This is a genomic window from Pseudomonas fluorescens NCIMB 11764 (assembly GCF_000293885.2).
Classification (GTDB): Bacteria; Pseudomonadota; Gammaproteobacteria; order Pseudomonadales; family Pseudomonadaceae; genus Aquipseudomonas; species Aquipseudomonas fluorescens_B.
In genome coordinates this window covers 3794309-3809498 of record NZ_CP010945.1, presented here as the reverse complement: position 1 = coordinate 3809498, position 15190 = coordinate 3794309, and the positions used below count along the sequence as shown (strand labels likewise).

9 protein-coding genes are annotated in these 15190 nt (G+C 62.9%); all 9 read right to left on the bottom strand.

Going from position 1 to position 15190, the window contains the following annotated elements; genetic code table 11:
* Position 1 precedes the first annotated feature (1 nt).
* The 9 genes from B723_RS17580 to mnxG all read right to left on the bottom strand — a co-directional run bounded on the left by B723_RS17580 (position 2) and on the right by mnxG (position 14996).
* Positions 2–805, bottom strand: a complete 804-nt coding sequence (locus B723_RS17580; RefSeq protein ID WP_017337950.1) for a hypothetical protein — start codon at positions 803–805, stop codon at positions 2–4.
* The gene (locus B723_RS17575) at positions 786–2492 is read right to left on the bottom strand and encodes a GspE/PulE family protein (protein ID WP_017337949.1); all 1707 of its coding nucleotides are present in this window, start codon (positions 2490–2492) and stop codon (positions 786–788) included. The genes B723_RS17580 and B723_RS17575 overlap by 20 nt, the downstream gene beginning before the upstream one ends.
* An 84-nt stretch (positions 2493–2576) precedes the next feature.
* Entirely contained in the window at positions 2577–3110 is a 534-nt protein-coding gene (locus B723_RS17570) for a response regulator (protein ID WP_017337948.1), read from the bottom strand.
* A 221-nt stretch (positions 3111–3331) separates the two neighbouring features.
* Complete coding sequence (locus B723_RS17565; protein ID WP_017337947.1) at positions 3332–4285, bottom strand: peptidylprolyl isomerase; 954 nt, start codon at positions 4283–4285, stop codon at positions 3332–3334.
* Between the two features lie 15 nt (positions 4286–4300).
* Complete coding sequence (locus B723_RS17560) at positions 4301–5851, bottom strand: ABC transporter substrate-binding protein (RefSeq protein ID WP_017337946.1); 1551 nt, start codon at positions 5849–5851, stop codon at positions 4301–4303.
* A 9-nt stretch (positions 5852–5860) separates the two neighbouring features.
* Positions 5861–6481 carry an SCO family protein gene (locus B723_RS17555; protein ID WP_017337945.1) on the bottom strand — a complete coding sequence of 207 codons (621 nt, stop codon included), beginning with the start codon at positions 6479–6481 and terminating at the stop codon, positions 5861–5863.
* Positions 6478–7134: an SCO family protein gene (locus B723_RS17550; RefSeq protein ID WP_017337944.1), complete on the bottom strand. Its 657-nt coding sequence runs from the start codon at positions 7132–7134 to the stop codon at positions 6478–6480. The genes B723_RS17555 and B723_RS17550 overlap by 4 nt, the downstream gene beginning before the upstream one ends.
* 13 nt (positions 7135–7147) lie before the next feature.
* Complete coding sequence (locus tag B723_RS17545; protein WP_017337943.1) at positions 7148–9100, bottom strand: YncE family protein; 1953 nt, start codon at positions 9098–9100, stop codon at positions 7148–7150.
* A 79-nt stretch (positions 9101–9179) separates the two neighbouring features.
* Complete coding sequence (gene mnxG, locus B723_RS17540; protein ID WP_017337942.1) at positions 9180–14996, bottom strand: manganese-oxidizing multicopper oxidase MnxG; 5817 nt, start codon at positions 14994–14996, stop codon at positions 9180–9182.
* Positions 14997–15190: the final 194 nt, after the last annotated feature.

Here is a 15190-nt window from a genome sequence, read left to right as displayed (position 1 = left end):
CTCAGGCCACCGCCCGGGACATGACGTACAGGCAATCGCGTACGGGTGTCCGGCCTTCTTCAAGGGTACGCAAATGTACCTCGGGTACATCGGGCTGCACGTCGATGCGCGCAGGGGCATGCAGGTAGACGTTCAGCGGCCGCTCGCTGGTGGAAGCCTGCAACTGGCTTTCGCGGCCGATCAGCGCGGTCAGTGCGGCGTCGCTGTCGCTGCTGCCCAAAGAACGCACCGAGGCCCAGCGGCCTTCCCGGGCCAGCAGCAACACGCTGCGCACCGGTTCGGCGACCACGAACAGGAAGTCGCCGGCATCGAAGCTTCTATCGAAGTGATTGAACGCCGCCATCAGGTACGGCTGCACCGAACGCAAGCGCAGGCCACGGGCGCTGACCAGTGTGCGCAGGCGCGTGAGCAAGTCTTGCGGCAGCGCGCTGGCGATCCGGTCATACCCCGCCGGTTCTGCCGAAAGCACCAGGCTCCAGGGCTGAGCCGGTGCACCGTAAAGGTCTTCAAGGCACAGCTGGGCAAAGCCGCGTAATTCGTCGGGGCTGCTGATCTGTTCGCTCCAGGGCACCAGGCAGAAGCGGCTGAAGTGCCCGGAAATCACCACGCTCAACTCGGCACCGGAACGGGTGTGGTCGGCCAGCAAGTGGTCAAGGGTATCCAGCGCCACGGCCCAGGCATGGAAGCCTTCGTCGATAAAACCGACGCTGCCCAGCCACAGGGTTTCGCTGCCACGGCGCTGGCCGAGGCCGACACCACTGGCGCCGAGTACGGCGACAAAACGATCACGAGACAAAAGTGACACGATTGATCTCCTCGAGCGTGGTCCGCCCATCTGCAACCAGTTCCAGCGCCGACTCGCGCAGCAGGCGCAAGCCACGTTTGCACGCATGGGCCTTGATTTTCGAAATCGGTTGGCGCTCGACGATCATCTGCCGTAGCTCGTCGTCCAGGTGCAGCAGCTCGGCAATCGCCGTGCGCCCGCGGTAGCCGGTGCCCCGGCAATGGCCGCAACCCTTGCCGAGAACGAAGCGGTACTGATCGACGTTATGCGGATCGAGCCCCGAGGCGCGCAGTTCGTCGTCGGTCGGGTGACTCGGCGCGCTGCACGTGGTGCAGACCAGGCGGATCAAACGCTGGGCCAGCACGGCATTGAGCGCGGAGACGAGGCTGTAAGGGTCGATTTCCATCTGGGTGAACCGGCCGATCACGTCGAACACGTTGTTGGCGTGGATGGTGGTGAACACCAGGTGCCCGGTGAGCGCCGATTGCACGGCGATCTGGGCGGTGTCGGGGTCGCGGATTTCACCGACCATGATCTTGTCCGGATCGTGGCGCAGGATCGAGCGCAGCCCCCGGGCGAAGGTCAGGCCTTTCTTCTCGTTGACCGGAATTTGCAACACGCCCGGCAATTGATATTCCACCGGGTCTTCAATGGTGATGATCTTGTCCACGCCGTGGTTGATCTCGGTGATCATCGCGTAGAGCGTGGTGGTTTTGCCGCTGCCGGTGGGACCGGTCACCAGCACCATGCCGTAGGGTTCGGCGGCCAGCCGGCGCAGTTGGCGCAGGGTCTCGTCTTCAAAGCCCAGCGCTTGCAACTGCACGCCGCAGACCTTGTCCGCCAGGTCTTGTTTGTCGAGCACCCGCAGCACCGCGTCTTCACCGAAGATGCTCGGCATGATCGACACCCGGAAGTCGATCTGCCGACCACTGATGCCGATCTTGAAGCGACCGTCCTGGGGCACGCGTTTCTCGCCGATGTCCAGTTCGGCCATGACCTTGACCCGGGAAATCACTTGTTCGGCAAACTCGCTGCCCTGGATCTTGCTGATGTTGTTGAGCACGCCGTCGATGCGGTACTTGATCACCAGACCGCTGCCGGTGGTGCCCAGATGAATGTCGCTGGCATGCATTTTCAGCGCGTCGTACAGGGTCGAGTTGACCAGTTTGACGACGACGCTGGCGTCTTCGCTGATGCTGGTCAGGGACAGGCTTTGCAGGGTATCGATTTCGATGTTGGCTTCAGCCTGAGCGTTGAGCGACTCCACCGCATGGAAGCTTTCTTCGTGGCGCGCCAGATAGGCCTTCAGGTCGTCGGCATGCACCAGGTACAGCGGCGCGCCGTGCAGGCAGTCATCGATCCAGGCCAGGCGCGAAGTATCGAAAGGGTCGGCAAACACGCCAATGACCGCCTCGTCGTGACGCAGCAGGATGAATTCGCGCTTGAGGCATTGGGCCAGGGTGACCCGGTCGAACACCGGGGTGGCCTTGAACAGGCTGTCGGTGTCGAGCACCGGGTAATGCAAGGTTGCGCCGAGACACTGGATGAAGGGCATGGGAGCCAGTTCGCACAGCGTCCCGAGGGCTTCGAGCATCCGCTCGCCGGAACTGGCGGCCAGTGATCGTGCCTGGGAGAGTTGCTCACTGGAAAAGCGAGACGGTACACATTCCAACTGCGCCGGTTCGACGGCAAGGGATAGACGGTCCATGACTTGCTCTCCAACGCCGGGGGCTTTGAGCCCTGTCGACGCGGCGAGCAATTACGGCGGTTACCGGAACGGCTAGTCGCGCCACTACTCCCCGGTGAGCAATTGTTCGTCGTCCGGTGCCATGGAGGTCGATGAACTTCGTCGACGATCCGCCAGCACCCAACTGCCGTCGTACAACTGCAGCGGGAAACTCTCGGTCCTGCTCTGGCGTCGTTCGACAAAACCTTCGCATGTGCTCACGCCGGCTTTGGGTTCGCGCTCCATTCCCAGAAGGTCACAGACTGCACGGGCCAGTTCCGCCAATGGAAACGGTTTGAACAGGATATGGCTGACTCCCAGTTGCCGGGCCCGCTCACAGACTTCAGCGGTTGGGTGCCCGGTAATCAGCACAAAATGACAGTTCCTGTTCTGGCGGACGGCATCGAGCACCTCAAAGCCTTCCATATCGGGCAAGCGGTAATCGAACACCATCACATCGGGTGCAAACTGTTCGGCTTCGCCGATTCCCGTCGCACCGTCATGTGCAATCCGGACGTCCAGCGCTTGCGCCTGAAGGTAATCCTTGAGGTTTTGTGCAAGCAGCTGTTCGTCTTCGACAACCAGTACTTTGTTCAACAAGGTGGACTCCTTGAACCGCAGGTCCGATTTCCGAACCTGGCAGAGTGCGCGCCTTACTGAGGCTAACGCACACTTCATGCCAGGCTGAGTGGCGGTTGTATTACCGCTGCATGTAGTTGATTTCCATGGAAAAGCCTTTTCGCTCAGACACCGCGTCCCCCAAAGGCGGGGAAGCGTACGAATGTGCGTTGAAGCTTTTCCCCATTATTGGGGGGGAACCTTCAATCATCGTCAATCCGTTCGATTCGATGGCGCGATCTAAGCTGTGCCAGAACCTCAAGACGAACACGGACCTGTTGCTGCCGGACAAGGTAGGCCCGAACCCAGTCAAGTCCCTGTTGCTCTGAGACATCGGCCGCCTCCAAGTGGTTCTGCACACTAATCAAGTGCCAGCCCAGCGGTGTGCGAACAGGCTCGCTGACCCCGCCGGGCGCCAGGGTAAAAGCTGCCGCTTCGAACTCAGGCAGCATACGCCCACGAGGAAAATAGCCCAGGTTTCCGCCTTGGCTTGCGGAAGCATCCTCGGACCCGGTCCGTGCCACGTCGGCAAAGTCGGCGCCCTGGCTGATTTTCACTTGCATCTCCACTAAGCGTAGCCGCGCCGCTTCGACTGTGGTGGTATCGGCGCCCTGAGGGACTTTGATCAGGATGTGCCGCGCCTGCACTTCTTCGGGCCGAGTCATTTCGGCACGGTGTTCTTCGTAAAACGCGCGGACCTGCTTTTCGTCCGGCCCGCTCACTTGGGTCAGCTCGGCAAACACCTGCTGCGCCGCGAGCTCACGGCGGGTGTATTCGGTAAAACCGGCTTCGTCGAAACCGGCGTCTTCCAGGCGACGAGCAAATTTTTCGGCACCGCCGATGGCTTGCCGGGTCTGTTCAACCTGGCGTTGCACCGTAGCGTCGCTGATCACCACCCCGCGCTTGAGCGCTTCCTGCCATAGCACCTCACGGTCGATCAACGCGTCCAGCGCCTTCTGGCGCAATTGCTTGTAAGCCTTGGGATTGCGAATGCTGCCCAGCGCCCGGCCCTGATCCTCCAGATACTCGGCGAAATAACGCTCGAGGCGGAACTCGGAAATTTCCTCGCCATTGACCCGCGCGGCAGCCGGGCCATTGCTGGCGAATGCCACGGGCACCCACATCGATATCAGGATCAGCAGAGTCTTGAGCTTCATGATCGAGGCCTCCGGTCAGGGTGTCGCGGCAATCGGTTTGTAAGGGGCAACCAGGTAGAAGCGCTGGTCGGGCAGGTCCACGGTGACGATATGCGCGCCGCTCAACCCCAGGCGTCGGCCCGGGCCGAAGCTGATCAGCGGGGTCAGCCCGGTATCGAAGTCATGCAGGCCTTCCAGCGCATTGATCAGCTTTTCGCGGCTGGCGTCACGCCCGGCCTGTTTCATGCCTTCGCTGAGCAACAGCATCGAGCTGAACGCGCCGACTTGCAGCACCGCATGCTGGCCGCCGAGCCCCTGCTGCTCACGCACCTGGGTCAGGGCCAGGCGCCCGGCCAGCGTCCAGTCACTGGGCACGAACGGATAGGACAGGAACACCCGGCGGGAAAAACCGCTGGGCACCTGCAACAGGTCGCCGGCCACCTGATTCGACGTGGCAAACAGGTAAGGCACCTGCCCTGCTGTCTGCAAGCGTTCGGCAAGGCGGCTGAAACCACCGCCGCTGCCCAGGTAAAACACCGAGCGCGAGCCCAGCGGCAGTTCGTCCTGCATCGGCTCGTAGGCTTGCAGACTGACGTTTTGCCAGGCGCGATCTTGCAGATACCGGCTGAGGTTCTGCGCCGCCAGTCGCTGGCCGGGCTCATCCGGATAGGTGATGAGCGTCGGTCCCTGAAGCACACGCAAGCTGCCGGTGGCGTAATCGGCCAGGGCGATCAGTTGTTCACGCAAGCCCGGCAGTGGTTCGAAAATTTGCCGACTGCTCTGGGCCGTGCCTTGCAGGGAAAGCGGGCCGATCAGCGGAATGCCGGCCCGTTCCAGGCGTGTGACCAATTGCGTGTCGAGTGCCGGCACCAGTGGCGCGATCAGGGCGAACACTTGTTCCTGCTCGATCAGCCGGTCCAGCGCCTGCTCGGCACTGGCACGGTCCGGGCCCGGATCGAGGATGGTCAGGCGCAACTGCCGGCCATGAATCCCGCCGGCCTGGTTGATTCGCGCCACGCTGCCGTTGAGCACCGCCGCCACCGTCGCACCCTCCTCGGCCAACGCTCCCTGGCTGGGCAACAGCGTGCCCAGATGCAGGCTGTCCGGCGTCAGGCCAGGATCGCGCTCATCGGCCAGGCGTTTGAGGTAGGCCGTAAGGTTGCGCTGATCATTCATCGACAGCACGAACCGTGGCATCGCCGGGTCGAGACGATTGTTGCCGGGATCGCGCCCTTCCTGGATCGCCCGCGCCAACGTGCCTTCGGTGTACGCCGGATAATTGCGCCCATTGATCTGCTGCTGGCCGTAGGTGCTGGTCAGCCGCGACCAGCTCAGGTCAGGCGGTCGCACCCCGCCTTCGGGACGGCCCAGGCCATCGGTGCCGTGACAATTGGCGCACGGCAGGCTGGTGGCCGGCAGCATCATGCCCGCCGCCCCGACCCGCGCCATGATCGGCTCACCGCTGTTGGACACGCCCTCGCGATACAGCCGCTTCCCGGCACTTTCGTTGGGGTTCAAGGGCAACGCGCCGGCAGCGAAATGCACGCCACCGATCAGCAGCAAGCCAAGGATAAGGGCTGTTTTCATGGCGCAGGCTCAGCGGCCGGCCACAGGCATTGTCAGCAACTGCAAGCGCTGGGCAATGGCGGCGGCCGGGGCATCGGGACGAATTTTGCTCCAGCGCTTGTTGGCCACGTCACCCACGATCAGTTGGGTGGAATGTTGCTCGGGGGTCGGCACGATCTGACCGATGCGTCCGAGCACCAGGTCCATTTGCGCCTTGTCACCGGTGAGAAAAAGCCAGTGGGGCCCATCGACGCCCTGTTTCAAGGTGTAAGCCTTGAGTACCGCCGGGGTGTCCCGCAGCGGATCACTGGTAAGGGAGATAAAGGTGATGCCGTCCGCCTTGTCGCCCAGCAACTCACGCACTTCCTTGAGCTTGCGGGTGATCAGCGGGCAGGCATCATCGCAACGGGTGAAAATCACGTTCAGCAGCACGACGCGGTTTTGCAAGGCATCGCTGTAGAAACGCAGGGTTTCGCCGTTCTGGTCCTGCAACGGTGTGTCGGTGAACCAGGTTTTCGCATCCCGCGTACCGCTTGCAGGTTGTACGGCAGCCACCGCAGGCGCAGGTTCTTCGTGGCCTTCGTGAGCGAACGCCATCGCGCTGAAAATCCAGAAGCACACCATCAGGGTGACCCAGTCGAGGGTTCTCATGGCTGATGCTCCATGGCGATGGCGGTGTGCTTGGCGTGCGCGTTGCGCTGGCCGCTGAGTTTTTCCACTTCACGGGTCAGCACGACCGGGTCGGTGAAGCCGTAATAGCGCGTCCAGTGGCGGCTATTGCCGTCGCCGACGAGGATCAGCGGTTGATGGTTTTTGAAGTCACCGCTGAAGTTGCCGAGGCCCTTGAGGGTGGCGTTGATCGATTGCGAACTGCCGGTCAGCCAGCTCCAGCCCGGACCGTTCTGGAAGGCGCGGGCGTAGTCGTTCAGACGCTTGGCGTCATCGCGCTGCGGGTCGATGCTGATCGACACCAGTTGCACCTCGGCGCCCACCCGCGCACCCAGCTGTTTCTGCACTTTGCCCATGATCGACGACACCACCGGGCACACCGTGGTGCAGCTGGTGTAGATGAAACTCATGACCACGATTTTGTTGTCCACCAGGTCTTTTTCCAGACGCACCGGCTGACCGTTCTGGTCCACCAGCGCCACGTCGGCGAATTTGACCTGGGCACTTTCCGAGCTGGCGTCTTTGGCCGGCATGTCGTGACCGGCGTGTTCATCCGCCGAGTGTGCCAGGGCTTGCCCGATACCGGCGGCCAACAGGCAGAACGTCAGCAGTCCACGGTGTGCGAATCGGTTCATGTCGATTTCCTCTTCAGTGGGCATCGCCGGGCAGGACCCGAACGCTGGCAAAAGTCTTGTTGTCGAAACTCGCGCCCAGGGATGCGGCGCGCACATGCAGGTACCAGGCGCCCTGCTGGTCGAGGTTCACTGGCGCTTCATAGACCCCGTTGCCGATCTCAAGGGCGGCGACTGCCCGGGCGCGCGAAGTCGGGGCGCGGAAGTAGCGCACCTGAACATCCTTCAGGCCACTGCGCTGTGCCTTCTGCTGGCCTTGAACGATGCGGAAGCGCACGGTGTAAGGACGGTCGAGGACAGCGGTGGACGTGTCGAGCATGAATTCGACTGTCGGTGCGCCGGGGAGCTTGGCAAGGCGTGTATCCGGCTCTACCAGTGCGGTGAAGCAGTGGATGATGTTTGGCTGATTCAGCAGAAACGCCACATCCAACCGGCCTGCGTCTGGCAGCCTGATACGCGCGCTGTACAGCCCCGGCTCGACTTCGCGCAGGCTGCGGTCGATGACCAGGGCCGCCCGCGCCACCTGCCCGCGATTGGGGTAACCGGACATCGGCGCGTTCATGCCTTCGGCGTAGAAATAAGTGGTGTTGTCCACCGGATTGACCACGAACACTGCGTTGTCATCACGCGACACCGCGAGACTCGAAGCCAGGGGCAAATCGCCGGCCAGTCGTGGCGCCTGCGGCCCGGCGTCGAAGCCTTGGCTGATCGGCACACGGCCCTCGCCCAGCGACGACAGGTTGATCATGGTGACTTTGGCCGAGGCCAGGCCGCGCACGTAGGCGTAGGCCTTGGTGAACACCACCTGGTAGGGTTCGGCGGATACGTCCAGCTCATGGATCAGCGCGTCGGTGCCGGCGTCGATCACGGCAGCCTGGTTCTCCAGCGTGTTGAGCACGATGCCAAAACGACCGTCTGCGCTGAAACCCATCGGGCCCAGGCCCTGCCTGGTTTTGATCACCCGGCGCACATCAAGGCTGGCGCCATCTACGACGGTGACGGTGCCGTCCTTGCCGTCAGCGACATACACCGCCTGGGACAGCGGCGAATAGACCACCGACAGCGGGTTGGAGCCGGTTTGAAGTTTTTTGCTGATTGTCAGGCTGGCGATGTCGATGATGCTCAGCGTTCCGTCGTCACGGTTGCTGACGAAGGCGAAACGGCTGTCCGTGCTGAAGGCAATTTCGTGGTGCCCGCTACCAGTGGCCAGGTGCTTCAGGGCCTTCAGGCTCTGGGGGTCGATCACCGTGACCCCGGACTCCTCAGCCTTCGATGCGTTATTGCCGACCCACAGCAGGCGCTCGTCCGGTTGCAATGCCACGCGCACCGGGTGGCTGCCGGCGGTGACCGAGTCGATCAACTTGAATTGCTCGCTGTCGATCACCGCCACTTCGCCGGCAGTGGGCATGGAGATGAACACACGTTTGTTGTCTCGGGTGGTGACCCAATCCATTGGCGGTTGCTTGAGGTCGATGCGCGCCATGGTGCTGGTGATGCCACCCACCGAAACCGAAGGATCGACCACCGAAACGCTGGCGTCGCGGTTCATCACCAAAAGGAAATAACTGTTGAGGTCGAGCAGCGGCCGCGCGCCGATGCTGGATTTGAGGAAGACCCCGACCCGGGATTTGCAGCTCTGCTCCCGGCCCTGGGCCTGATCGGCGGCGACGGTTTCCGGGTCCAGCCAGGCACCGGGATTGACGCCCGACAGCGGTTGACCCGACGCACTGTCACTGACCCGGAAGCGTACGTCGGCAAATTCGCCTTCGCGCAACACGCCGTCCTCGGCCAATGGCCGTACTTCCAGCGCGACCGACACACCATCGCGCTGCAGCGTCTGGCCACTCCAGGTGTCCGGCAGCGCCACTTCGGTGAGCAGGGTCTGCGGTGTCGTGCGCCAGACGCCGAGCCAGACCAGCGCTATTGCGACAATCAACACACCGCTGGCGACCTTGATTGTTCTATTCATAACGCATCTCCCCTCAGTTACGCGTCACACCGGTCCTGTGGCGAGGGAGCTTGCTCCCTTGCCACACTATGTCTCGCAACTACGGCGTCGGTGCCGGTTCGGGTTCGTTGGTCACTCGCAGCAATCCCCACAACCCGGCGGTGTTGCCGTAGGCGGCGTAATCGCGGAACAGGTAATCGCCCGGTATCGCGTTGCTGCCCCCGGCGCTCGGGTGCATGAAGCTGAAGTGCGCCGCTGGCAGGATGCTTTCGTGGGCGCCGATGTACATCGACATCGGGTTGTAGCCGAACCGCACCGAACCCACGCCCGGCGAACTCATCGGGTAACCCCCGGTGTCGCTCTTCTCCGACTGGAACGGGTTGACCGACCAGACGTGCCCGTCGAGCTGGAAGGTCGTGCCGCGGCTGCCACCGGTAGGCATCAGGATGTGCGTGCGGAACGGTTGCCCCGGTTTCACATACAGCACCGGTGTCTGCGGATCGCCCCCCACCAGCGCATTGCTGTAGGCCATGTGGGCGTTGGGCACGTCACCATAACCATGGCCGTCGGCGTGACCGAACGGCGCATCCGGTGGCAGGCCGAAGCGGAACCACATCGGCTCGGTCTTGTAGTTGATGGCCATGCTGGAATTGTCCTGCGGATCGGTCGGTACCCCGGCCTCCGAGGCAATGCCTTCCACCGGACGCCCATTGGCCCAGCGCATATTCAATGCCTTCTGCCAGACCATCGCAAAGTCGCGGTAGGTAGTCTGTGCGGGCGCAGTGACGGTCGCGTTCACCTTGCGCGCATCCTCAACCCAGGTGGCGCCGACCGGCAGGACGCTCATTGCACCTCCCAGGCCTTTTTGCGGCTGCTTGATCACATCTGCCGGAGTGAAATTCAACCCGCCAAATTCCACTGCCGTAGCGTTGATGTTGTCGACACTGCGACCCAGCTGCGTGATCGGCTTGCCTTCACGTTCCAGGTGCCCGGCGTAGTACTGATAGGTACGCGTCGGGTACGCACCAACGGTGCCGACGCGTGGTGGCACGGTCTGGATCGGGTTGGTGCCGACGTTGGTGCCGTCGGACTTGGTGATGTCGTACGCCAACAGCTGCGCGTGCAGACCGACATGGCTGGACGGCCGCATCAGGTTGTTGCTGAAGGTGGTAGAGCCTTCGCCATTGTTGCGGTCTCGCTTGACCATGCCCATCACCGACGCCGTCTGGGTCAGGTCTGGCATGACCAGGGGCAGACGGTTTTCCAGGGTGATGTTGATGCAGTCCCCTGCCGTCGCGCGCAGCACCAGCGGTTCGACAGGCACACCGGGGTTGAGCTTTCCGGTGATCGGGTCAAGGTCGCCCTTGCGCACATAGAGGATTGCCGTCGGGTCATGCAACGGCCCGTTTTGCCCGCCGATGGTGAAGGTCGTTCCGTCTTCGGGGTCGTTCACTGTCACCTGAGGAATGCTCACTGGGCGTGAGTTGAACACCAGGGTGCCGCCTGCCGGGTTCAACGCCCCACCGACGTGTTGAGCGAGCCCGGCCGGATCGCCGATGGTCAGGCCCAGCGGGTTGCCGAGAATATCGTTCGCCAGTGCCGCGACCACTTCATACTTGCGTTGCACGGTTGGCCGTGTACCGATGCCGTTGGGGTTGGCGCTGTACCGTGGGCAGGAACCTTCGAACGCCACTGTGTTGCGCATCCCGGCCGGTTTCGGGTTATTCGGCAGCGCGAACAGATCGCTGCGCTGGGCCGTGTAGTTGCGCATCACGCCCCAGATCCCGCTCCAATAGCCTTCCAGAGAAGCGTCCATCGAGTACAGGTAATCACCTGTGGTCGCCGCCGAACTGGAGAGCATCGAGACGGGCGCGATGAAGCCCATCTGCTCGGAGATCCCGATCATCTGCGACGAGCGCCAGCCGGAGTTGGAGCTGTTGCCGAATCCCGAGCCGCTTTGCAGCCACTTCACGCCGTGCAGGGTCACGTTGTGCTCTTCTTCGTGGCCACCGGCATGCACCCGCAGCCGCACGTTGTCACCGGTGTAGGTGCGCAGCATCGGGGTAAACGGATCGCCCGGTTCGGCGCCGCCACGGTTGATGTGCGGCGGGAACTGAGTGGTGCCGCCGGTCGGGCCGGTGGCAGCGGTAATGAGGTCCGGTGCCAGGTTCATCGCCGGGATCGCACGGTCGGTGCGGCTTTGCATGGCATACGCCAGGTCGCCACCGAGGCCGTCCGCCTGCATGCCGCGCTTGCCGTCCGGGCCGACCTTGTTCGGGTCATACACTCGCAGGGCCAGTGGTTCGTTGCGGTAATTGACCACAAACATGCCCGGGTCATCGACCGAGATGGCTTGTGGGCAAGGCCGGCTTGGACAGCCTGGCATCAAGCCCCCACGGGCTTCGACCACTTGCTCAAGCAGCGTCTCGGCTTCCTTGCGCACCGGCGGGTTGATCGCGTAGCGGAAACTGTCCGCGGTGGCCGGGAACGCTTGCGGGTTCGGTACGCCATTCGGGCCGGCGCCGACGTACACACCGGCTTCATAGGCGTGCTGGAAGTCGCTGTATTCGAGGAAGAATTCGCGGAAACTGTCGTTCTTGCCATCGCCGTCCAGGTCGCCGGTGGACACCACCGCTTGCCACGACGTCGGCCCGCCATCCTGCCGCGCGCCGCTGTACAACGGCTCGCCGGTTTCGGCGTGGAACCAGGTGGAACCGGCCGGTTCAGCCAGCACGGTGGCGTACAGTCCAATCTGTTGGTGAGTCGATGGGCCGAGGTGGTCGTGGGTGAAGATGGTCCCCAGCCCACGGTCGACCCCTTTGGCGTTCACCACCGGATCGACAAACCAGCGCTGCATCGCCGTGCGCGCGCCGACCCAGTCAGCCCGGCCGAACTGACCGAAGTACGGGTGGTTTTTAGCCTTCGGACAGGCAGGTGTGCCCTCACGCGGGTCGCTGCCCGTGCATTGGTTGAACTCGCGAATGGCGTGGATACGCTCCTGCACAGCACCGGGGGAAAGCACGCCGTCTTCGTAGTTCCAGCCGTTGGCCGAGCCGTCGGCGGCCGTCAGGTCCCACTTCGGCAGGTGAATGTGCTGGCCGATCACGTCGGTCGGCGTGCGCACCTGATAGTCATCCATCTCATAGATGGCCGGCACCAGGTTGGTTTGCTGGTACTGGACGCAGTCGAAGGTGTTCATGCGCATCACCAGCGGTTCTGGCGGACGCTGCTTGGTGATCACCGGCCAGGCGTCTTCCCACAGCGCCAGGATGCGCGCCTGCGGGAAGTGGTAGCCGACCTTGTTGTAGACCGCGTCGAACTGGATGTTTGCCGCTTTGTAGACGCGTGGGCGGTCGGCGGTGAAGGTCGAGGCACCGGTGTAGGACATGCCGTCGATTCGCTCGCCGCTATTGAACTCGCCAGTGCCGGCGCTGCTGGTCAGGCGTTTTTGCCGGTCGTCCATGCACGGTTCGTAGTAAGGCGCACCCGCCATCGGCAAGGCGCCGTTGGTGCGGAAGTTGCGCGCAACGATTTGGTTGCCGGGCAGTAGGGCAAAGCTCGGGTGGTCTTTTTTGGCGTGGAAGGCCATGGCAGCCTGTTCGACTTCGGTGCCCTCTTCCGGCATGTAAATCGGTTTGGCGCGGGTCACCTCCTTGGAGAAATCCAGGGATGTGGTCACGGTGTGCGCCACGCCACCGGCAGAGAACCCGTCGAGGGAGTGACGCCCCAGACCGCCATCCCAACCACCGGACTGAGCCGGGTCGAGATTCGCCCACAAGGCATTGCCACTGGTCTTCAAGGCCTGCGCCTTGGTGGCGTCGAGCATGTCCAGCGGTGGGGTCGGCGGACGTTGGCCGACCGAACTTTCCATGCCACCGATCCAGAATGGATAACCCGGGTTTTTCAGGCTGCCATCGGCATTGCGGTTGGCCTCGCTGCGATCCACCAGTGCCAGGGAACCGATGGCTTGCGGGCCACCGTTGCCGCCATGGTGTTCACCGTCGTCTTCATCATCGTCGTCATTGCCGGCGACGAGGGTCTCGCCGATTTTAGGCACCACCGCGACTTTGCCCGGCATCGGCGCCATGGCTTTGCCCGGCAACGGCACGACCGCTGGAATCGGTGTCCCGGCAACGATCTCGCCATCGGGCAAGGCCCGGGCACCAGCGGCCGGTTTGCCGCTGCGCAGTGCGTAAGGTTCGCTGTGAAAACCGTCGGCGCCTTGCTGGGAAACTTCCAGTTTGGTGCCCTCTTCAAACACGTCGTGCACTCGCCACATGCTCCACATGCCCTGGGCGAAGTGCGGGTAGAAGTGGCAGTGATAGATCGCATCGCCCGCAACACGGTTGCGGTTGCCCGAACCGCCGTTGGCGATTTCATAGGTGTAGCCGGCCCCCGGACCGATGCCTTGGGCATCCACATAGTCGGAGTTGTCATCGTTGGGGTTGAACAGCCACTGATGACCGTGCAGGTGGAAGATGTGCTGCTCGTGACCGTTGTGGGTGTTGCGGAATTTGACGAAGTCGCCGATGTAGCTGTGGTTGACGTTGGACGGCTCGGACGGATACAGCGCCATGGTCGCCTTGACCCCGACCTGATCGGCGCTCGGCACTTGACCGGGGAGAATGCCTTCCAGACCGGCGTTGGCCGGTACGTCCACCAGCATCGCTACGTCGCCGACGGTGTGTGAACTGAGGAAAAATTCTTCATAGGCACAGGACAGGCAGTCGTGCATCGGCCCGACGCCCAGTCGGTTGGCGACCACCTCGGCGCCCATGCCGCCGGAGCCGTAGTTGATCATGAACGAGTCGCGGGTCGGCTCCAGCACGTGAGCCATGACCGGGTCTGCCCAATAGGCGGGGAATGCCTGGGTCGCAGCGGTCTCATCCTGGAACTGCGAAGCGAAATCGCGGAAAGGTTCCAGCCGGTTGGGCAGCGCCGGGTTGCGCTTGCCAATGGCTTCCAGCGGATAGGTCGACGGCGGGAAGCTGCCGTCGGCGTTGCTGCCCATCACGATCGCATCGCTTTCGCTGGAGATGATTTCATTGCCGTCGACCATGCTGATGATCGGCGTGCCGGCCTTGCCTTCACGAATCCACGGTTCGCGCTGCGGGTAGCGAGCCTGGTAATCGACAATGGGTTGACCGGCCGGGGTGCGACCGCTGCTGGCCAGGCGCATTTCCTCTTCGGTCACTGTATTGCGATAGGTGCGGCCGCCCTTGGGCACCACCACCACTTGGCCGAACAGGCCGTTGGCGACGTTCCCCGCATCGCCCTCGCCACCGAACGTTGCACCGCGGCTGCTGGCGGCGAAGGCACCTTCGCGCTCGGCGTACAAGGTGTAGGAGCGGGTTGCACCCGGCGGGATCAAGGTGTTGGCATTGCGTCCGGTAAAGGACGCGATGTCATCGATGCTGTTGACTGCCTGCATCCCGTTGACCTGGAAGCCGACGTGGCGGTCGGTGACCTGCTCATCGACTTTGAAGTTCTCTGCAGCGCCGATGTTTACCTCTCCCTCAATCTCGCCCTCCTCCCCGTTGTCGTGGCTGCCGGGATTGGCCTGGTAGGCAAGCAGGTTCTGCAGATTGATGGTCAGGCAATCACCGGCAGCCACCCGCAGCACCAACGGGCGCGGACGCTTGTCGGGCCGCAGCGAGACTTTGCCCGGTACGGCCGCACCGCCTTGGGCCAGGGACATGTCATGGTCATCGGCCACGTCTCGACGCAGGGCGAACATCATGCCGTTGGCGTTCTGTGCGCCGAGGCGGTTGAACATCAGCGGCTGATCCAGCGCCACGACATTCGCCACCAGATTGCGCTCGCAGCGCAAGGCGGCTTCGGCCATCTCGACGCCCAGCATAGACGCCATCAACAGCAGCATTTTTAACAAGGACGGAGCGTGGTGCATGCCGGTCATGATCGCGGGCCTCGCTGTGGGTGCTCACAGGGAATAATTCTCGACAAATCCCCTTGAGCAATCCGCATGCCATAAATATTGTTGTTGTTTTTCATCAGGTTACATAAACGACTTGATAACTCGGGGGATATTCCCCACCCATTCCCCACTTTCCCGCCGGGGCCACCATGCCCCAGTGTTGGGGCAAGGTTCCC

Bases quoted from the DNA above. Each gene is read 5' to 3' on its own strand.
- B723_RS17575 (WP_017337949.1), bottom strand. From the start codon at position 2,492: ATGGACCGTCTATCCCTTGCCGTCGAACCGGCGCAGTTGGAATGTGTA.
- B723_RS17565 (WP_017337947.1), bottom strand. From the start codon at position 4,285: ATGAAGCTCAAGACTCTGCTGATCCTGATATCGATGTGGGTGCCCGTG.
- B723_RS17560 (WP_017337946.1), bottom strand. From the start codon at position 5,851: ATGAAAACAGCCCTTATCCTTGGCTTGCTGCTGATCGGTGGCGTGCAT.
- B723_RS17555 (WP_017337945.1), bottom strand. From the start codon at position 6,481: ATGAGAACCCTCGACTGGGTCACCCTGATGGTGTGCTTCTGGATTTTC.
- B723_RS17550 (WP_017337944.1), bottom strand. From the start codon at position 7,134: ATGAACCGATTCGCACACCGTGGACTGCTGACGTTCTGCCTGTTGGCC.
- B723_RS17545 (WP_017337943.1), bottom strand. From the start codon at position 9,100: ATGAATAGAACAATCAAGGTCGCCAGCGGTGTGTTGATTGTCGCAATA.
- mnxG (WP_017337942.1), bottom strand. From the start codon at position 14,996: ATGACCGGCATGCACCACGCTCCGTCCTTGTTAAAAATGCTGCTGTTG.